19 protein-coding genes are annotated in these 18,079 nt (G+C 70.8%); 14 read left to right on the forward strand and 5 right to left on the reverse strand.

Annotated elements, in window-relative coordinates; genetic code table 11:
• Positions 1–97: 97 nt before the first annotated feature.
• Positions 98–688 carry a TetR/AcrR family transcriptional regulator gene (locus G6N10_RS18920; RefSeq protein ID WP_234810706.1) on the forward strand — a complete coding sequence of 197 codons (591 nt, stop codon included), beginning with the start codon at positions 98–100 and terminating at the stop codon, positions 686–688.
• Here the strand turns inward: G6N10_RS18920 and G6N10_RS18925 are convergent.
• Positions 685–1,548 (reverse strand): alpha/beta fold hydrolase, encoded by an 864-nt coding sequence (locus G6N10_RS18925; protein WP_085100914.1) that lies wholly within the window; start codon positions 1,546–1,548, stop codon positions 685–687. The genes G6N10_RS18920 and G6N10_RS18925 overlap by 4 nt on opposite strands.
• Positions 1,549–1,770: 222 nt before the next feature.
• On the opposite strand from G6N10_RS18925, the gene G6N10_RS18930 reads away from it, so the two are divergent.
• From G6N10_RS18930 to G6N10_RS18955, 6 genes are read left to right on the forward strand one after another with little or no spacing between them, the layout of a single operon-like run.
• Positions 1,771–2,811 (forward strand): Rv1363c family protein, encoded by a 1,041-nt coding sequence (locus G6N10_RS18930; protein WP_085100917.1) that lies wholly within the window; start codon positions 1,771–1,773, stop codon positions 2,809–2,811.
• Positions 2,812–2,813: 2 nt separating this feature from the next.
• Positions 2,814–3,557, forward strand: coding sequence for a hypothetical protein (locus tag G6N10_RS18935; RefSeq protein ID WP_133055214.1), 744 nt, complete (start codon positions 2,814–2,816; stop codon positions 3,555–3,557).
• A gap of 4 nt (positions 3,558–3,561) precedes the next feature.
• Positions 3,562–4,800, forward strand: a complete 1,239-nt coding sequence (locus G6N10_RS18940; protein WP_085100924.1) for a hypothetical protein — start codon at positions 3,562–3,564, stop codon at positions 4,798–4,800.
• A gap of 22 nt (positions 4,801–4,822) precedes the next feature.
• Positions 4,823–5,347, forward strand: a complete 525-nt coding sequence (locus G6N10_RS18945; RefSeq protein WP_085100927.1) for a DoxX family protein — start codon at positions 4,823–4,825, stop codon at positions 5,345–5,347.
• A 36-nt stretch (positions 5,348–5,383) separates the two neighbouring features.
• Complete coding sequence (locus G6N10_RS18950) at positions 5,384–7,123, forward strand: DUF3556 domain-containing protein (protein WP_085100930.1); 1,740 nt, start codon at positions 5,384–5,386, stop codon at positions 7,121–7,123.
• Positions 7,124–7,175: 52 nt separating this feature from the next.
• Complete coding sequence (locus G6N10_RS18955) at positions 7,176–7,976, forward strand: crotonase/enoyl-CoA hydratase family protein (RefSeq protein WP_085100933.1); 801 nt, start codon at positions 7,176–7,178, stop codon at positions 7,974–7,976.
• Between the two features lie 84 nt (positions 7,977–8,060).
• Here the strand turns inward: G6N10_RS18955 and G6N10_RS18960 are convergent, their stop codons facing one another.
• Positions 8,061–8,885 carry a fasciclin domain-containing protein gene (locus G6N10_RS18960; protein ID WP_165757689.1) on the reverse strand — a complete coding sequence of 275 codons (825 nt, stop codon included), beginning with the start codon at positions 8,883–8,885 and terminating at the stop codon, positions 8,061–8,063.
• 255 nt (positions 8,886–9,140) lie between these two features.
• Here G6N10_RS18960 and G6N10_RS18965 point away from each other — a divergent pair, with 255 nt between their 5' ends.
• Positions 9,141–9,671 carry a gamma carbonic anhydrase family protein gene (locus G6N10_RS18965; RefSeq protein WP_085100936.1) on the forward strand — a complete coding sequence of 177 codons (531 nt, stop codon included), beginning with the start codon at positions 9,141–9,143 and terminating at the stop codon, positions 9,669–9,671.
• A gap of 1 nt (position 9,672) precedes the next feature.
• On the opposite strand, the gene G6N10_RS18970 is transcribed toward G6N10_RS18965, so the two are convergent.
• The gene (locus tag G6N10_RS18970) at positions 9,673–10,485 is read right to left on the reverse strand and encodes an enoyl-CoA hydratase (protein ID WP_085100939.1); all 813 of its coding nucleotides are present in this window, start codon (positions 10,483–10,485) and stop codon (positions 9,673–9,675) included.
• A gap of 133 nt (positions 10,486–10,618) precedes the next feature.
• Here G6N10_RS18970 and G6N10_RS18975 point away from each other — a divergent pair, with 133 nt between their 5' ends.
• Positions 10,619–11,704 (forward strand): CaiB/BaiF CoA transferase family protein, encoded by a 1,086-nt coding sequence (locus tag G6N10_RS18975; protein ID WP_085100942.1) that lies wholly within the window; start codon positions 10,619–10,621, stop codon positions 11,702–11,704.
• Positions 11,705–11,737: 33 nt separating this feature from the next.
• Positions 11,738–12,712, forward strand: a complete 975-nt coding sequence (locus tag G6N10_RS18980) for an NAD(P)H-dependent flavin oxidoreductase (protein WP_085100945.1) — start codon at positions 11,738–11,740, stop codon at positions 12,710–12,712.
• A 105-nt stretch (positions 12,713–12,817) separates the two neighbouring features.
• Here G6N10_RS18980 and G6N10_RS18985 read toward each other — a convergent pair whose 3' ends face one another.
• Positions 12,818–12,955, reverse strand: a complete 138-nt coding sequence (locus tag G6N10_RS18985) for a hypothetical protein (protein ID WP_163742144.1) — start codon at positions 12,953–12,955, stop codon at positions 12,818–12,820.
• 135 nt (positions 12,956–13,090) lie between these two features.
• Between G6N10_RS18985 and G6N10_RS18990 the strand changes: the two genes are divergently transcribed.
• Genes G6N10_RS18990 through G6N10_RS19000 form a run of 3 tightly spaced genes read left to right on the forward strand, consistent with a single transcriptional unit; the run spans position 13,091 to position 16,715 of the window.
• On the forward strand, positions 13,091–15,346 hold the full coding sequence (locus tag G6N10_RS18990; protein WP_085100948.1) for an MMPL family transporter: 2,256 nt from the start codon (positions 13,091–13,093) through the stop codon (positions 15,344–15,346).
• A complete protein-coding gene (locus G6N10_RS18995; protein ID WP_085100952.1) occupies positions 15,343–16,074 on the forward strand; it encodes a TetR/AcrR family transcriptional regulator in 732 nt (243 codons plus the stop codon). The genes G6N10_RS18990 and G6N10_RS18995 overlap by 4 nt, the downstream gene beginning before the upstream one ends.
• Complete coding sequence (locus tag G6N10_RS19000) at positions 16,071–16,715, forward strand: class I SAM-dependent methyltransferase (RefSeq protein WP_085100956.1); 645 nt, start codon at positions 16,071–16,073, stop codon at positions 16,713–16,715. Before G6N10_RS18995 ends, G6N10_RS19000 begins: the two co-directional genes overlap by 4 nt.
• Before the next feature lie 241 nt (positions 16,716–16,956).
• Here the strand turns inward: G6N10_RS19000 and G6N10_RS19005 are convergent, their stop codons facing one another.
• Entirely contained in the window at positions 16,957–17,670 is a 714-nt protein-coding gene (locus G6N10_RS19005; protein WP_085100959.1) for an NAD-dependent deacylase, read from the reverse strand.
• A gap of 37 nt (positions 17,671–17,707) precedes the next feature.
• Here G6N10_RS19005 and G6N10_RS19010 point away from each other — a divergent pair, with 37 nt between their 5' ends.
• Positions 17,708–18,070 carry an Rv1152 family transcriptional regulator gene (locus tag G6N10_RS19010; protein WP_085100962.1) on the forward strand — a complete coding sequence of 121 codons (363 nt, stop codon included), beginning with the start codon at positions 17,708–17,710 and terminating at the stop codon, positions 18,068–18,070.
• The last annotated feature ends 9 nt before the right edge of the window (positions 18,071–18,079 follow it).

Below are 18,079 nucleotides of genomic sequence, written 5' to 3' on the forward strand. Positions count from 1 at the left end.
CGGCGCGGTCGCCGTCGTCAGCGCGGCGCGCCGTCGTTCGGTCCGGTGTATCGGCTAAGGTCGGCGCGAGGGTGCGATCGATTCGCAAAGGGGTGCGGTGGACCTGTCGGCGCGAGAGACCAAACGGCTGCAGACCAGGGACCGGCTGTTGGACGCGGCGATCGCCGAGTTCAAGCGCACCGGGATGGCGGCCGCCGACGTCGGCGTCATCGTGGCGGCGGCCGGGGTCGCGCACGGCACGTTCTATTTTCATTTTCCCACCAAGGAACACGTCCTGCTGGAGCTGGAGTGTCGGGAAGAATTCCGAATCGCCGAGCAGTACCGCAGTTTTTGCGACGCCGAGCAACCCGACCTGGACAGTGCGCTGCGTGAGGCGCTGCGTCAGGTGATGGCCCTGGATGGCCGGCTGGGCCGACTGCTGTTCAAGGACTTCCTGGCCACCCATTTCTCGCCGACCCGCCCGCCGCGGGAGGAGGGCGAGGGCCACCCGATGTTGATGCTGGTCGTCGATCGGATCGAGCAGGCCCGCCGCGACGGGGACATTGATTCCGACGTCGACCCGGTGAACTCCGCGGTGTTCTTCCTGCTCGGTGTCTACGCCCTGCTGGTGACGGTCGGTGACCTACCCGCCCGGGAAGCCATCCTCGACGACTATGTGCGGCGCACCCTGCGGTCGATGCAGCCCTAACGACTGACGAAATCCACCACCGCGTCGGAGAACGCGTCGTTGTCGTCGCCGGCCGCGGTGTGTCCGGCGCCGCCGAGTTCGACGAACTCCGCGCCGGGCACCTTGGCCAGGAAGTCGGCCACCCCTTCGGGGCTGACCACGTCGGACAGCTTGCCGCGGATCAGCAGCAGCGGGATCGTCAGCTCGATGGCGGCGCGCTCGAGGTGCTCGGTGTGGGCGACCAGATCGCCGCGCGGCGCACGCAGGAACGCCGGGTCCCAATGCCAGTGCCAGCGGCCGTCGCGGAGCCGCAGGTTCTTCTTCAGGCCCTCGGTGCTGCGCGGTTTGGTGCGGTGCGGCAGGTAGGCGGCGATCGCGTCGGCGGCCTCCTCCAAGGTGGCGAAGCCGTCGGCGTTGCCGAACATGAAGTCCCGGATGCGGGCGCCGCCGGATTCCTCGAAGCGCGGCACGACGTCGACGAGCACCAGCTTGCGGACGCGTTCGGGGCCCAGTTGGCGGGCGACCGCGATCCCGGTCAGTCCGCCCATGCTGGCCCCGATCAGCACCACCGGGGCGTCGAGCGCCTCGATGATGTGCGTGACGTCGGCGACCATCGAGTCGAGTTCGTAGTCGGCGTCAGGGGCGCGGTCGCTGTCGCCGTGGCCGCGGGTGTCGACGGCGACGACGCGGAACCCGCGGTCGCCGAGGATCTGGCCGGTGTTCTTCCACGAGTGCCGGTTCTGCCCGCCGCCGTGCAGCATCAGGATGACCGGACCGGCCGGGTCGGTGCCGGGATTCCACTGGTCGCCGACCAGCGTGATGCCGTCGAGGCCACGGAATTGCACGGCTTGCGGTGCGGTCACTTGGAGTTCCCCTTGCATTCGACGGTCTGGGCTGACGTTACCGCGAGCCGATCGGCGGGTTCCGGGCCCGGTGCCGAGGCTCGGCGGGGGATGGGGTGCCGGGGGTGAAATCGCGCTGAGCAGCGATCCCGCCTGCCGCGGCCTTGCCAACTTTGGCTGGCTTTGTAATGCCCGCGGTCGGCCCCGTAGGTTGGGCGGGTAGCTTGTGGCAGTCGCGCTCGCAGGTCGGTAGGAGAACAGATGGCTGACGACGCCCTCCCCTCCGGGGAGTCGGGCGCCTCGGCGAACGGTGGTGCCTCGGCGGTCCCGCCCAAGCGTGCCCGGCACGCGCTGCCCAAGGAGATGCAGTCCCGCCGGTCCTGGTGGCGTCGGTCCAAGGGCGTCGTGGTCCCGCCGCCGACCGCGGAACCGGTGGCCGCCGAGGAGGCGACCGAACCCGACGCCGAGGTCGCTGATCCCGCTGTTGCCGAGGTTCCCGAGCCGGCGCATCTGCAGGTCGACGAGCCCGAGGCGGTGGACGCCGAGGCGGCGGTCGCGGCGGATGACATCGATGAGGCCGACGTCGCGGACACCGACGCCGACGAGGCCGCCGGGGCGGCGGACAGCGAGCCGGAAGAATCTCAGCCCGAGGCCGCCGAGCCCGAGAGCGATGAGGTTGCTGAGCCCGAGGGTGACGCGGCCGAGAGCGACCAGCTTGCCGAGCCCGAGGGTGACCCGGCTGAGAGTGACGCGGCCGAGAGCGACGAGCCCGGCCCGCCCGCGCTGGAGGTGCCCGCGCTGCGGCGACCGCGCCGGATGTCGCCGATCGGCACGGCCATCGCCGCCGGGATCGTCATCGTGCTGGTGCTGGGCGCGCTGGCCGGCTATCTCGGCTGGCAGGCCTACCAGGTCCGGCTGCAGGATCAGCAGCGCGAACTGTTCCTCGACGCCGGCCGGCAGGCCGCGGTCGCGCTGACCTCGCTGCGCTACGACTCCGGCGATGCGGGCGTGGCCCAGCTGCTCGAGCTCTCGACCGACAAGTTTCACGAGGACCTCACCCGTCGCCGCGACACCTTCCTGGAGGTGCTCAAGCAGGCGCAGGGCGTGTCGACCGGTGAGGTGACCTCGGCCGGGCTGGAGTCGTTCGACGGCGATCGGGCGCAGGTGCTTGTCGCGGTGAATGTGCTCGCGACGGTTCAGGCGACGCCCGAGGAGCAACGACGGAATTGGCGGATGCGGTTGCTGCTCCGCGAGACCGCCCCCGGCGAGGTGAAGGTGTCCCGAGTGGAGTACATCTCGTGATCATGCGACGCAAGAAGCGCGCGGTCGTGCCCGACGGCGTCGTGCCCGACGCGGAAGGCGCCGCAGCGGAAGCCGCCGAGGAAGCCGCCGCCGATGAGGTGGCGGCCGAGGAAGCGCCCGCCGACGGTGCGCCGACGGGCGAGCCGGAGGAGACCGACGGCGCAGCGGCGGATGAGCCCGACGCAACCGAGCCCGCCGACGCCGAGCCCGACGCCACCGAACCCGACGCCGACGACACCGCCGATGCCCCCGCACCCCGCAACCCGCGCCGCGGCCGCGTCCTGGCGCTGGTGGTGCTGCCCGTGCTCGCGCTGCTGCTCGGCGCGGCGGCGGGCTACGCCAAGTACGAGATCGTCCGCGCCGATGCCACCGACGCCGCCGGCGTCGAGGCGATGGCGGCCGCCCAGAACATCGTCGCGAATCTGCTCACCTACCAACCGATCACGGCCGAGGATCAGCTCCGCTCCGCGTTGTCATCGACCACCGGCGCGTTCCACGACAGCTACGCCCAGCAGATCAACGACAACATCATCCCGACCGCGAAGAAGCTGAACGTCTACGCCACCACCATCGTGCACGCGGCGTCGGTGGTCTCGGTGTCCCCCGATCGGGTCGTCACGCTGCTGTTCGCCAACCAGACCGTTGCGGTCGGCCAGGATGCGCCGACGGTCACGCTGTCCCGATTCCAGGCCACCCTCGAACGCCACGACGACCGGTGGTTGATCTCGGAGTTCTCCCAGGTCTGAGGCGATGAACATCCCGCTCGCGGCCGTCGACGCGCAGACCTACTGGCTCTCGGCGAAGCTGCCCAGTGACCAGTTCCTGCTGTATGTGTTCGACGGCGTCGTCGGCCTCGACGAAGTGCGGGCCGGCCTGATCGAGCGGGCGCGGGCCTGCCCGGACCTCACGGTGCGCATCGGCGACGATTCCCGCCGGCGGTATCCGCGCTGGGTGCCCGCGCCGGTGCGCGGCGCCCAGTTCCACGGCCACGAGGCCGGCCTGACCTGGACCGGCTGCCTGGACGCCGTCGCCGCGCTGGCCGCCGACCAACTCGACGCCCGGGACACCGCGTGGCGGCTGCACCTGTTTCCCGCGGTGACCGGCGCGCCGACGGCACGCGGCCCGGCGACGGTGGCCGTCGTGCAGATCGTCCACGCGCTGGCCGACGGCACCCGCACCGCCGAGCTGGCCGGTTGGCTGCTGGGCCGGCCCACCCCGGTGCTGCCGATCGCCGCGGCCAAACCCGGCAGCCTGCTGCGGGCCGGCATCGCCGCCGGGCGTGCCCACCGCGAACTGGACCGCGACATCGCCGCGGGCAGCATCGAGCCGGCCCCGCCGCCGCGGCCGCCGCTGCCCACCAACAGCTGCGGCGCCGGGCCGCCGCGGATCCGCACCCTGATCTGCGACCGCGCCGCGCTGGCCGGCCGGCACACCGTCACCGTCGGGGCGCTCGCCGCGATCGGCACCGCGCTGGCCGAGCAGCTGGGCGAGCAGCTCGGCGAGACCGACCTGGTCGCCGAGGTCCCGCTGCGCAAGTCCGGCGCGCGGCTGGCCCGCAATCACTTCCGCAACGTCGGGATCGCCCTGCACCCCGGCGAGCCGCAGCGCGCCGACCGGATCGCCGCCGAGCTGGCCGCCGCCCGGCGGCGCGCCGACCACCCGGCCGCCGGCGCCGAGGACCGGGCGCTGGCCGCGGTGCCCGCGGCGCTGCTGCGGTGGGGGACCGGCCGGTTCGACCCGGCGGTGCGCCCGCCGGCGGTCACCGGTCACACCGTGGTCTCCAGCATCAACCGCGGGCCGGCGGACCTGCGGCTGGGCGGGCTGCCGGTGCTGGCCTCGGCGGGCTATCCGGCGCTGTCACCGATGATGGGGCTGACCCACGGGGTGCACGGGCTGGGCGAGGTCGTGGCGGTCAGCGTGCACGCCGGCACCGGCTTCGAGTTGGACGCCTACCTGTCCCGATTGGCCCTCGCCCTCCCACTGGCGTAACAGATGGCCTAGATTCTGTTACATGCCTGTCTATGACTCCGCGCTCGATTTCGGGCTGCTGCTGCTGCGAGTGGTGCTCGGCCTGACCATGGCCGCCCACGGCTACAACAAGTTCTTCGGCGGCGGCCGGATCCCCGGCACCGCCGGCTGGTTCGACAGCATCGGCATGAAGCCCGGCGTCTTCCACGCCCGGATGGCCGCGACGACGGAGATCGCCGCCGGGTTGGGGCTGGCGTTCGGCCTGCTCACCCCGATCCCGGCCGCCGGCTTCGTGGCGCTGATGCTGGTCGCCGCCTGGACCGTGCACCGCGCCAACGGCTTCTTCATCGTCAAGGAGGGCTGGGAGTACAACCTGGTGCTGGCCACCGGGGCGCTCACCCTGGCGGCCACCGGCGCCGGCCGCTACAGCCTGGACTACCTGCTGTTCGGTGACTGCGAGATGGCCTCGCTGCTGCACGGCTGGTGCGGACTGGCCATTGCGGCCGGACTCGGGCTGCTCGGCGGCATCGGCCAGCTGGTCATCTTCTTCCGGCCGCCGGCCAAATAGCCCGGCTGGGCTAGAACACGTTCTAGTCTGGCTGTCATGGGATTCCGCAAGCCCGAACTGCCGGTCGTCGACTTCGAGACGTGGAGCGCGGGCAGTTGGGCGGACAAGGTTCGCCCGATGGCCCGGCACTGGGCCGAGGTCGGCTTCGGCACACCGGTGCTGATGCACCTGTTCTACGTCGTCAAGATCGCGCTGTACATCCTCGGGGCCGTGCTGGTGATGCTGTCCACCACCGGCATCGACGGGTTCACCGAGGTTCGGCAGTGGTGGACCGAACCGATCGTGTTCCAGAAGGTCGTGCTGTACACGATGGCCTTCGAGGTGATCGGGCTGGGCTGCGGCTTCGGCCCGCTCAACCACCGCTACCTGCCGCCGATGGGTTCGGTGCTGTACTGGCTGCGGCCCAACACCATTCGGCTGCCACCGTGGCCCAACCGGATTCCGGGCACCCGGGGCGACAACCGCGGACCGCTGGACATCGCGCTCTACGCCGCGCTGCTGATCCTGCTGGCCGTCGCGCTGTTCTCCGACGGCACCGGGCCGGTGCCCGCGCTCGGCACCTCCGTCGGGGTGCTGCCGATGCCGCTGCTGTGGGCGATCCTGGTGGTGCTCGCGCTGGCCGGGCTGCGCGACAAGGTGATCTTCCTGGCCGCCCGCGGCGAGGTGTACGGCTCGTTCACCGTCGCCTTCCTGTTCGCCGGCCACGGCGTCGACATGATCATCGCCGCCAAGCTGGTCTGCGTGGTGATCTGGATGGGTGCGGCGGTCTCGAAGTTCAACCGGCACTTCCCGTTCGTCATCTCCACGATGATGTCCAACAGCCCGGTGGTGCGGCCCCGGGCGCTGAAAAGACTGTTCTTCGAACGGTTCCCGGGCGACCTGCGGCCCGGCCGGTTGTCCCGCTTCGTCGCGCACTTCTCCACCGCGGTGGAACTGCTGATCCCGCTCGTGCTGCTGTTCAGCAACGGCGGCTGGCCCACCGCGATCGCCGCGGTGGTGATGATCTGCTTCCACCTGGGCATCCTCACCGCGATCCCGATGGGGGTGCCGCTGGAGTGGAACGTCTTCATGATCTTCTGCGTGCTGACCCTGTTCGTCGGGCACGCCGACGTCGGGTTGGCCGACCTGAGCAGCCCGCTGCCGCTGCTGCTGCTCGGCGTGCTGGTGACGGTGGTGACGCTGGGCAACCTGTTCCCGCGCAAGGTCTCCTTCCTACCCGGGATGCGCTACTACGCCGGGAACTGGGACACCTCGCTGTGGTGCCTCAAGCCGTCGGCGTCGGCCAAGATCGCCGAGCACATCGTCGCGATCGCCGCGATGCCGCAGGCCCAGCTGGAGCGGGTGTACGGCAGCCCGCAGGCCGCGCAGATCCTGCAGTACCTTGGTTATGCGTTCCGCTGCTTCAACACTCACGGCCGGATGATGTACACCCTGGCGCACCGGGCCAAGGCCGGGCCGGACGGAACCGACCCGGTCGAGGAGTACGTGATGACCGACGGGGAACGGCTCTGCTCGACGGCGATCGGCTGGAACTTCGGCGACGGGCACATGCACAATGAGCAGCTGATCGCCGCGCTGCACCGGCGCTGCCACTTCGAGCCCGGCGAGGTCCGGGTGGTGCTGCTGGACGCCCAGCCCATTCACGTTCAGGCCCAACGCTATCGGCTGGTCGACGCCGCCACCGGCGAGTTCGAGACCGGGCACATCCGGGTGGCCGACGCGCTGGCCCGCCAGCCGTGGGACGACGCCGTGCCGGTCCACCCCGATCCGCGCTGAGACCGCATCGGCATACTCGGATACATCCGCAGTCACACACAGGAGGACAGCAGTGAGCGAAACCCCCACCGAGCCGGGCGCATTGGTCGAACGGCGCGGCAACGTCATGGTGATCACCATCAACCGCCCGGAGGCCCGCAACGCGGTCAACGGCGCGGTCAGCACCGCCGTCGGCGATGCCCTGCAGGCCGCCCAGGACGACCCGGACGTGTGGGTCGTCGTACTCACCGGGGCCGGCGACAAATCCTTCTGCGCCGGCGCCGACCTGAAGGCAATCTCCAAGGGCGAGAACCTCTTTCACCCCACCCACCCGGAATGGGGCTTCGGCGGCTACGTCAGCCACTTCATCGACAAGCCGACCATCGCGGCGGTCAACGGCACCGCGCTGGGCGGCGGTTCGGAGCTCGCGCTGGCCAGCGACCTGGTCGTTGCCGAGGAACGCGCCCAGTTCGGGCTGCCCGAGGTCAAGCGTGGCCTGCTGGCCGCCGCCGGCGGGGTGTTCCGGGTGATGGACCAGCTGCCGCGCAAGGTCGCGATGGCGGCGATCCTCACCGGCGAGCCGCTGTCGAGCGCCGAGGCGCTGCGCTGGGGGCTGATCAACCAGGTGGTGCCCGACGGCACCGTGCTCGACGCCGCGCTGGCGCTGGCCGAGCGGATCACCGTCAACGCGCCGCTGGCGGTGCAGGCCAGCAAGCGGGTCGCGATGAGCGCCGACGACGGCGAGATCGCCGGCGAGGCCGCGCGCTGGGAGCGTTCCAACAAGGAGATGTTTGCGCTGCTGCGCACCGAGGACGCGATGGAGGGCCCGATCGCGTTCGCGCAGAAGCGCCCGCCGGTCTGGAAGGCCCGCTGACCACGGCCCGGACATGACAAAGGGCCCGGCGCCGCTGTAGCAGCGGGGCCGGGCCCTTTGCGTGAGGTTTTAACCCTCTGAGGTTTAGCCCTCGCCCTCGGTGGGGGTCTCCTCAGCCGAGCCCTCGGCCGGGGCCGGGCTCTCGGTGACCGTCGCGGAGGTGGTGTTCTCCGGGGCCGAGGTCTCGGTGCTCTCGGGAGCCGAGGTCTCGGTGGTCTCGGGGGCCGAGGTCTCGGTGGTCTCCGGCGCCGAGGTGCCGGTGGTGCTGGTGGTCGCGGCGGGCAGCGGCGGCTGCGAGCCGGCCGGATCCAGCACGGTGTCGATCATGTAGATCTGGGCGTTGCGGGTGGTGATGCCACCGCAGGTGACCTTGGCGACGTCGTCGACGGTGATATTTCCGCCGTCACCCTTGATGGTGAGCTGACGCCCCTCCTGCGAGGTCATCTTGCCCTCGATGGTCTTGGGGGTCAGGAAGCCCAGCGCCATGTGGTAGTAGACGGTCGAGTACAGCTGCGCCGGGTCGGCCTTCAGGGCGTCCAGCTGGGCGGGGGTGAGCTTGGCGAACGCCTCGTTGGTCGGCGCGAACACCACGTAGGGGCCGTTGTCCAGCACGCCGGCCACGTTGACCTCGGGGTTCATCCCACCGGAGATGGCCTGGCTGAAGGTCGACAGATCGGGGTTGTTGGCGATCGCGACGGAGGCAACCTCGGGGGCCATCGACGGGAACGCGGCCGGACCGGCCGGGTTGGCGGCCTTGTAGGCGTCGCAGCCCGGGCCCTCGGGATCGCGCGGCGGTTTGACCGAGGTGGTCGGGTCGTCGGCGAACGCGATGCCGGTCGGGATGGTCAGGCTCATCGCGGCGACGGCGGCGAGCGCGCCGAACGTCTTACGGGTGGTCAGGTTCCTCATCGTCGAGCTGTCTCCTTTTAGTGCTTACTGCGTCTTGGTGCGGGCTACGGCCTCACAGGTACGTCGGGATGAAACCCCTGGCCGTTACGGCCGTAGCATGATCAAGTTCGCGCCGAGCGGTGTCGGCGCCGATGGCGCGATTAGCTGTTCCGGGCGCGCCGGGCCGGTTCAAATCGTACGCACCGCGCCGGTATCACCCCAAAACCGCCAGGTCAGCGCGCCCGCGCGGGGGCCGGGCGGCTACCATCTACGGTTATGCCCGAGCCGCTGATCATTGCCGTCGGGGGACGTTCCCCGCAGTTGCATCCCGAATCCTGGGTCGCCCCGACCGCCAGCGTCGTCGGCGACGTGCGCCTGGGCGCGCGCGCCAGCGTCTGGTACTCGGCGACGTTGCGCTCGGAGTTCGAGCCGATCCACATCGGCACCGGTTCCAACATCCAGGACGGCGTGACCGTGCACACCGACCCGGAGTACCCGGTGCACGTCGGCGCCGGGGTGAGCGTCGGGCACAACGCCGTGCTGCACGGCTGCACCATCGGTGACGGCGCCCTGATCGGGATGGGCGCGGTGGTGCTCAACGGCGCGGTGATCGGGGAGGGCTCGCTGGTCGCGGCCTCCGCGCTGGTCCCGCAGGGCATGGTGGTGCCGCCGCGGTCGCTGGTCAGCGGGGTGCCGGCGCGGGTGCGACGGGAACTCAGCGAGACCGAGGTGACCGGCAACCGCAACAACGCGCTGGTCTATCAGCATCTGCTGGAGATGCACCGGGACGCCGCCGCCGGCGAGTGAACTACACGTCGGTGAACTTCGGCGCGCGCCGTTCCCGGAACGCGTCGATCCCCTCGCGCAGATCGTGCGCCCGCAGCAGCAGGGCCTGACCGGCGACCTCGTTGGCCAGCGTGGCGTCGAGCCGGGCCAGGGTGGCGCCGTTGATCGCGTGCTTGGTCTTGGCGTAGGCGACGGCGGGGCCGGCGAGTAGCCGGTCGATCACCGCGGTGGTCTCCTCGGCCAGCGCGTCGGCGGGGTAGACCGCGCTGATCAGGCCGTGTTCGGCGGCCTCGGTGGCGGGCAGCCGCTCGGCCAGCAGTGCCATCTTCATCGCTCGGGCCCGCCCGATCGAGGCCGCGACCAGCGCCGACGCGCCGCCGTCGGGCATCAGGCCGATCTTGGTGAAGGCGAGCAGGAAGTAGGCGTCCTCGGCGGCCAGCACCAGATCGCAGGCCAGCGCCAGCGACACCCCGATCCCGGCGGCCGGACCGTGCACCACCGCCACCACCGGCCGGGGCAGGTCGATCAGCGCCTTCACCGCCCGGTTGCCCTGGATCAGGGTGTCCATCGGCTCGTGGCCGTCGAACTTGGACTCGTTGCCGATCCCGGCGCCCGAGCTGAACCCGCGGCCGACACCGCCGAGGCGCACCACCTTGACCCGCGGATCGGTGGCCGCGGCCTCGGCCGCGTCGGCCAGCCCGCCGAGCACCTTCGGGGTCAGCGAGTTGAGGCTCTCGGGCCGATTCAGCGTCAGCGACAGCACGCCGCCGGACAGTTCGACCGTGAGGCCCTCGACGGGGGACAGGGCATCGAGCCCGGAGTGTGAGCGCGCCATACCCCACACCATAGGAACCGCCGAACCGCGGACGCACCCCGGGTCCCCGAAAACCCTACCGACCGGTGGGTTGAGAAAGCGTCATGGCAAGATCCCCACAGTAAGCATTTCGGGATGACAGAAGGTGGCTTCGGTGGCGGGACCATTGCAGGGACTTCGGGTGCTGGAACTGGCCGGAATCGGGCCCGGCCCGCACGCGGCGATGATCCTCGGGGATCTGGGCGCGGATGTGGTTCGGGTGGATCGGCCGAGCCGTCATTCCAATCCGGTGCGCGACGCGATGCTGCGCAACCGGCGATCGGTGACCGCGGATCTGAAGTCCGAGGCGGGCCGCGAGCTGGTGCTGAAGCTGATCGCCAAGGCCGACGTGCTGATCGAGGGATTCCGTCCCGGGGTCACCGAGCGACTCGGGCTGGGGCCGGAGGACTGCGCGAAGGTCAACCCCGGGCTGATCTACGGCCGGATGACCGGCTGGGGCCAGCAGGGTCCGCGCGCCGCGCAGGCCGGCCACGACATCAACTACATCTCGCTCAACGGGCTGCTGCACGCCGTCGGGCGCCGCGGCGAGCGGCCGGTGCCGCCGCTGAACATCGCCGGAGACTTCGGCGGCGGGTCGATGTTCCTGCTGGTCGGCATCCTGTCGGCGCTCTACGAGCGGCAGTCCTCGGGCAAGGGACAGGTCATCGACGCCGCGATGATCGACGGCTCCTCGGTGCTGATCCAGATGATGTGGGCGTTCCGGGCCAGCGGTGCGTGGTCCGACGAGCGCGGGGTCAACATGCTCGACACCGGTGCGCCGTACTACGACACCTATGAGTGCGCCGACGGTCGCTACGTCGCGGTCGGGGCGATCGAGCCGCAGTTCTACGCCGAGCTGCTGGCCAAGCTGGAGCTCGATCCGGCGTCGCTGCCGGGGCAGAACGATGTGGCGGGCTGGCCGCGGCTGCGGGAGGCGTTCACCGAGGCGTTCGGGGCGGCCGACCGTGAGCACTGGGCGGCGGTGTTCGCCACCTCCGATGCCTGCGTGACGCCGGTGCTGGCCTTCAACGAGGTGCTCGACGAGCCGCACATCGCCGAGCGGGACACCTTCTACTCCGCCGGTGACGACGGCCTGCAGCCGGCGCCGGCGCCGCGCTTCTCCCGCACCTCACCCGGTGCCCCGACCCCGCCGCGGGTGCCCGGCGCGGACACCGAGGCCGTCCTGGCCGACTGGACCTGATAGTCGAAAGTTGTTTCCCCAGAAAGGTATTCAATGGCATTGAAGACAAAGTTCACCGAGGCGTTCGGGATCGAGCATCCGATCGTGCAGGGTGGCATGCAGTGGGTCGGGCGCGCCGAGCTGGTGGCCGGGGTGGCCAACGGCGGTGGCCTCGGGTTCATCACCGCGCTGACCCAGCCCACCCCGGCGGACCTGGCCAATGAGATCGCCAAGACCCGGGATCTGACCGACAAGCCGTTCGGGGTGAACCTGACCATCCTGCCGTCGATCAACCCGCCGCCCTATGAGGAGTACCGGCAGGTCATCGTCGACTCCGGGGTCAAGATCGTCGAGACCGCCGGCGCCAACCCGGCACCGCACCTGCCGATCTTCCATGACAACGGGATCAAGGTGCTGCACAAGTGCACCTCGGTGCGGCACGGCGTCAAGGCGCAGTCGCTCGGCGTCGACGGCCTGAGCATCGACGGCTTCGAGTGCGCCGGGCACCCCGGCGAGGACGACATCCCGGGCCTGGTGCTGATTCCGGCCGCCGCCAAGCAAATCGACATCCCGATGATCGCCTCGGGCGGCTTCGCCGACGCCCGCGGCCTGGTCGCCGCGCTGGCGCTGGGCGCCGACGGGGTGAACATGGGCACCCGGTTCATGTGCACGGTGGAGTCCTGCATCCACCAGAACGTCAAGGAGGCGATCGTCGCCGGCGACGAGCGCGGCACCGAGCTGATCTTCCGCCCGCTGCGCAACACCGCCCGGGTGGCCTCGAACGCGGTGTCGCGCGAGGTGGTCAAGATCCTCGACGACGGCGGCCAGTTCGAGGACGTCAAGGATCTGGTGGCCGGCATCCGCGGGCGCCGGGTGTACGACGAGGGCGACCTCGACGCCGGCATCTGGTCGGTGGGCACCGCGATGGGCCTGATCGACGACATCCCGACCTGCGGTGAGCTGCTGGCGCGGATGGTGGCCGAGGCCGAGGAACTGATCAGCGGCCGGCTGGCCGGGATGATCTCCTAGCCTGCGCCGGGCCCTCAGAACAACAAACGCCTGCCTCGCCGGTTGACGGCGGGGCAGGCGTTGTTGTTTCCGGCACGCCGGGTGGCGCGCCGTTATTGCTGCAGGTCAGCTGGCGATCGGCTGGGCCTCTTCGAACTGCTCGGAGGTGTCTCCCTCGACCAGGAAATCGCCGTGGTAGAGGGCCTCGAAATCAACCTTGATGACGTCGGCATTGGTGTCGTCGATCCACATGACAGTGACCATATGGCCGACGATTAAGGAATCTTTGAGTCACGATTCGGAAAACTGTGGCAATTATTACTTCCGAGTAGGAACGGGCCGGGTTTTCGCCGCCATTCTGGGTTGACGTCGTTAACTTAACGCTGTTAACTGTCCGACGTGTTGCATCGAATCGCGCTGCTGGCGCTGGCCGCACCCAAACGTGTCATCGCCGCGGCGGTCCTGGTGTTCGTCGCCGCCGCCGTGTTCGGCTTCCCGGTCGCCAAGAGCCTGTCCGCCGGCGGTTTCCAGGACCCCACCTCGGAGTCCGCCGCGGCCTCCAAGGTCCTCACCGACACCTTCGGCCAGAGCGAGATGCAGCTGGTCTACACGGTCAGCGGGCCGGGCGGCCCGGACGGTCCGGCCGTGCAGGCCGCCGGCGCCGACATCGTCGCGCTGATCAAGGAATCCGGCCGCGCCCTCGGGGTGCAGGCCCCGTGGACCTCGCCCGGGCCGGCCGCGGCCACCATGCACAGCGCCGACGGCCAATCCGCGCTGATCATCGCGAGCCTGGACGGCGGGGAGAACAACGCGCAGAAGTACGCCCGGCAGATCGCCGACCGGATCGACGCCGAGGTGCTGCCCAATCACCCCGGGGTGACCGCGCTGCCCGGCGGCTCGGCGATGATCTACGCCCAGATCAACGCCCAGACCGAACACGACCTGCTGCTGATGGAGTCCCTCGCCGTCCCGCTGAGCTTCCTGGTGCTGGTGTGGGTGTTCGGCGGGCTGCTGGCCGCGGCGCTGCCGATGGCCGTCGGCGGCCTGGCGATCGTCGGCTCGATGTCGGTGCTGCGACTGATCACCTTCGGCACCGACGTGTCGATCTTCGCGCTGAACCTCACCACCGCGATGGGCCTGGCCCTGGCCATCGACTACACCCTGCTGATCATCAGCCGGTACCGCGACGAGATCAACGCCGGCGAGACGCCCGAGCGGGCGCTGATGCGCACCATGGCGACCGCCGGGCGCACCGTGGCGTTCTCGGCGACGACGGTCGCGCTGTCGATGTCGGCGATGGTGCTGTTCCCGATGTACTTCCTGCGGTCGTTCGCCTACGCCGGGGTGGCCGTGGTGGTGTTCGCCGCGCTGGCCGCCATCATCGTCACCCCCGCCGCCATCGTGCTGCTGGGGCCGCGGCTGGACTCGCTGGACATCCGCCGGGCGGCGCGGCGGCTGCGCGGGCGCCCTGCGCCGGCGGCCAAACCCGTCGAGCAGATGTTCTTCTACCGCTCGACGAAGTTCGTGATGGCCCGGGCGGTGCCGATCGGCGTCGCCGGGGTTGCCCTGCTGTTGCTGCTCGGCGCGCCGTTCCTTGGGGTCAAGTGGGGCTTCCCCGACGACAGGGTGCTGCCGCCGTCGGCCACCGCGCACCAGGTCGGCGACGGCCTGCGCGACCAGTTCCCGTCGTACTCGCCGACGGCGGTGACGATCGTGCTGCCCGATGTCGGGGGGATGAACCCGTCGGACCTGGAGAGCTACGCCTCCAAGATCTCCGCCACGGTGCCCGAGGTCACCGCGGTCACCGCGCCGACGGGCACCTTCGTCGGCGGGCTGCGGACCACCGCGCCCACCACCTCCAGCGGCTTCGCCGGCGGCAAGGCGTACCTGACGGTGGCCAGCACCACGCCGCTGTACTCCGAGGCCTCCTACCGCCAGCTCGACGCGTTGCGCGCCGTCCCGACCCCCGGCGATCGGCCGGTGCAGCTGACCGGGATGTCCCAGATCAACTCCGACAGCGTGCACGCGATCACCTCCCGGCTGCCGCTGGTGCTCGGGGTCATCGCCGTCATCACCTTCGGCCTGCTGTTCCTGCTGACCGGTTCGGTGGTGCTGCCACTGAAGGCGCTGGTGCTCAACGTGCTGTCGCTGTCGGCGGCGTTCGGCGCGCTGGTGTGGATCTTCCAGGACGGCCACCTCGGCGCGCTGGGCACCACCGCCACCGGCACCCTGGTGGCGAACATGCCGGTGCTGCTGTTCTGCATCGCGTTCGGGCTGTCGATGGACTACGAGGTGTTCCTGATCGCGCGGATCCGGGAGTTCTGGCTGGCCGGCGGGCAGACCAGCGCCGACAACGACGAGTCGGTCGCGCTCGGGCTGGCCCGCACCGGCCGGGTGATCACCGCCGCCGCGCTGGTGATGTCGATTTCCTTCGCCGCGCTGATCGCCGCGCAGGTGTCCTTCATGCGGATGTTCGGCGTCGGCCTGACGCTGGCCGTGCTGGTCGACGCGACCCTGGTGCGGGTGGTGCTGGTGCCGGCGTTCATGAAGGTGATGGGCCGGTGGAACTGGTGGGCGCCGGCGCCGCTGGCCGCGCTGCACCGCAAGATCGGGATCAGCGAATCCGGGGACATCCCGGACCGGATGCCGTCGTGACCGGGCCGGCCGGGGCGGATGGGCCGGCCGGTGCGGACGCCGTCGGGCCGGCCCGGCGGCGGCGCAACCCGCGCGGCTCCGGCGATCAGTTGCGCGAGGAGATCCTGGACGCGGCCACCGGCCTGCTGCTGGCCAGCGGGCACGAGAAGGCGGTGTCGATCCGGGCCGTCGCGCAGCGGGTCGGGGTCACCGCGCCGTCGATCTACCTGCACTTCGCCGACAAGGACGCGCTGCTGGACGCGGTGTGCGCCCGGTACTTCGAGCGGCTCGACGAGCAGATGCAGCGCGCCGGGGACGGTCAGTCCCATCCGCTGGAGGTGCTGCGGGCCCAGGGGCTGGCGTACGTCCGGTTCGCCGCGGCCAACCCCGAGCTGTACCGGATCGCCACCATGGGGGAGGCCCGGCCCGGCAGCGACAGCGACGCGGCGCTGGCCAGCTCGGCCTTCACCCACCTGCGCGATTCGGTGCAGGCGCTGATGGACGCCGGCATCTACCCGCCCGGGGACACCACCGAGGCGACCCTGGAGCTGTGGGCGGCCGCGCACGGCGTCGTCGCGCTGGCGGTGTCCAAGCCCTACCTGCCCTTCGGTGAGCTGATGGCCTTCGCCGACCGGGTGCTGGTGGCGGTGTGCGCGGGCCGGATCGTGCTGGGCGAGGTTGGCGAGGACGCCCGGCCCGAGGACTTCCTGACCTGGCTGGCCGAGGCTCGGGGCAAGATGGTGCGATGACCACAACCGTCCATCACCCGCTGTTCGCCCGGCTTTGGGTGGCGATGTCCTCCCACGAGACCGACCACCTGCGCCGGCTGCGCGCCGAGAACCTGGCCGGGCTCAGCGGACGGGTGCTGGAGATCGGCGCCGGCGCCGGCACCAACTTCGAGTTCTACCCCGACACCGTGACCGAGGTGGTCGCCATCGAGCCGGAGGCGCACCTGGTCGAGCACGCCCGCCGCGCGGCCGCGCAGGCCAGCGTCCCGGTCAGCGTCACCGAGAAGACCGGCGAGGCGCTGGCCGACGACCCGGCCGGCAGCCAGCCGTTCGACGCGGTGGTCTGCTCACTGGTGCTGTGCACCGTTCTCGACCCCGAAGGTGTTGTTCGGCAAGCCTTTTCGCACCTCCGCCCGGGCGGTGAACTGCGCTACTTGGAACACGTGGCCAGCGACGGCGGGCTGGGCCGGATCCAGCGCGCGGCGGATGCGACGGTGTGGCCGCGGCTGTTCGGCAACTGCCACACCCACCGCGATACCGAGTCGGTGATCCGGGCGGCGGGCTTCGAGGTCAGCACCGCCCGGCGCACCTGGACCCTGCCGAAGTGGGTTCCGCTGCCGGTCTCGGAGTTCGCCATCGGCCGCGCCACCCGCCCGGCATAGGGGCCTTGCCCCTGTTCCGCGAGCGCACAACTGTGTACCGGACACGCCGCTGGGGGTGTACAGGGTTGCGCGCTGGCGGGGGAGCTGTGCGCCCATCTCCCGTGAGCGTGGCTCCCTTTTTGCGCGAGCGCGCAACTGTGTACCGGACACGCCGCGGGGCGTGTACAGGGGTGCGCGCTGGCGGGGAGGCAGAGGCCCGCGCTGGCGGGGAAGGAGGCAGCACAAGGCAGCCGCAGGGAGCTCAGTCCAGGGTGCCGGCGATGCGCTGCAGCAGGGTGGGCAGCGCCGCGCTGGCGGTCTCCCGCACCACAGCGGTCACCTGCGCCGACAGTGCCGTCTTCTCCGGGTTCACCTCGATCACCGGGGTCCCGGTCGACATCGCCAGCTCGGGCAGCCCGGCGGCCGGGTAGACGATCCCGGAGGTGCCGACGACGACCATGATGTCCGCCTGGCTGGCCGCCTCGACCGCGGCGTTCCACGGCCCGTCGGGCAGGTTTTCGCCGAACCACACGATGCCGGGCCGGATCAGCCCGCCGCACCCGCAGCTCGGCGGGTCCGCCTCCAGCTCGGGTTCGGGCATATCGGGGATCTGCCCGTCGTAGTGCTGACCGCAAGTGTCGCAACGGAATTCGAACAGGCTGCCGTGCAGGTGGTGGACGTTGGTGCTGCCGGCGCGCTCGTGCAGGTCGTCGACGTTCTGGGTGATGACGGTGACCTCGCCGAGGTCCTGCCAGGCCGCCAGCGCGCGATGCCCGGCGTTCGGTTCGACCTGCATCACCAGGTGGTGCCGCCACAGGTACCAGGCCCAGACCCGCGCCGGGTGCTGCCGCCAGCCCTCGGTGCTGGACAGCTCGTAGGGATCGTATTTCGCCCAGAAGCCGTTGCGGTCGTCGCGAAAGGTGGGGACCCCGCTCTCGGCCGAGATCCCCGCACCGGACAACACCGCGATACGCATCTGCTCAAAATAGTCCGGGCTACGAGATAATCGCCAAATGGAATTCGCCGCGCTGCAGGTCGACCCGTCGTCGTCGACGCCGATCTTCGACCAGTTGCGCGGCCAGATCGTCGAGGCGGTGCGCGACGGGCGGCTGGCGCCCGGTACCCGGTTGCCGACGGTGCGCGAGCTCGCGGCGGTGCTGGGGCTGGCGGTCAACACCGTCGCGCGCACCTATCGCGAGCTGGAGTCGGCCGGGATCGTCGAGACCCGTGGGCGCCGGGGCAGTTTTGTCGCCCGCCGCGACGCCGCCGACGCCACCATGGCCGCGGCCGCGCAGGCGTTCGTCGCCGCCGCCCGCTCGGTGGGCCTGGGCCGCGACGCCGCCCTGGGCTACCTCGACGCGGCGTTCACCGACTGAGCCGGCGCG

Origin of the sequence: Mycolicibacterium fallax, assembly GCF_010726955.1 — a bacterium.
GTDB lineage: Bacteria > Actinomycetota > Actinomycetes > Mycobacteriales > Mycobacteriaceae > Mycobacterium > Mycobacterium fallax.

Coding starts and splice junctions, on each gene's coding strand:
- G6N10_RS18925 (WP_085100914.1), bottom strand. CDS start 1,548: ATGCAAGGGGAACTCCAAGTGACCGCACCGCAAGCCGTGCAATTCCGT.
- G6N10_RS18930 (WP_085100917.1), top strand. CDS start 1,771: ATGGCTGACGACGCCCTCCCCTCCGGGGAGTCGGGCGCCTCGGCGAAC.
- G6N10_RS18935 (WP_133055214.1), top strand. CDS start 2,814: ATGCGACGCAAGAAGCGCGCGGTCGTGCCCGACGGCGTCGTGCCCGAC.
- G6N10_RS18940 (WP_085100924.1), top strand. CDS start 3,562: ATGAACATCCCGCTCGCGGCCGTCGACGCGCAGACCTACTGGCTCTCG.
- G6N10_RS18945 (WP_085100927.1), top strand. CDS start 4,823: ATGCCTGTCTATGACTCCGCGCTCGATTTCGGGCTGCTGCTGCTGCGA.
- G6N10_RS18950 (WP_085100930.1), top strand. CDS start 5,384: ATGGGATTCCGCAAGCCCGAACTGCCGGTCGTCGACTTCGAGACGTGG.
- G6N10_RS18960 (WP_165757689.1), bottom strand. CDS start 8,885: ATGAGGAACCTGACCACCCGTAAGACGTTCGGCGCGCTCGCCGCCGTC.
- G6N10_RS18965 (WP_085100936.1), top strand. CDS start 9,141: ATGCCCGAGCCGCTGATCATTGCCGTCGGGGGACGTTCCCCGCAGTTG.
- G6N10_RS18970 (WP_085100939.1), bottom strand. CDS start 10,485: ATGGCGCGCTCACACTCCGGGCTCGATGCCCTGTCCCCCGTCGAGGGC.
- G6N10_RS18980 (WP_085100945.1), top strand. CDS start 11,738: ATGGCATTGAAGACAAAGTTCACCGAGGCGTTCGGGATCGAGCATCCG.
- G6N10_RS18985 (WP_163742144.1), bottom strand. CDS start 12,955: ATGGTCACTGTCATGTGGATCGACGACACCAATGCCGACGTCATCAAG.
- G6N10_RS19000 (WP_085100956.1), top strand. CDS start 16,071: ATGACCACAACCGTCCATCACCCGCTGTTCGCCCGGCTTTGGGTGGCG.
- G6N10_RS19005 (WP_085100959.1), bottom strand. CDS start 17,670: ATGCGTATCGCGGTGTTGTCCGGTGCGGGGATCTCGGCCGAGAGCGGG.
- G6N10_RS19010 (WP_085100962.1), top strand. CDS start 17,708: ATGGAATTCGCCGCGCTGCAGGTCGACCCGTCGTCGTCGACGCCGATC.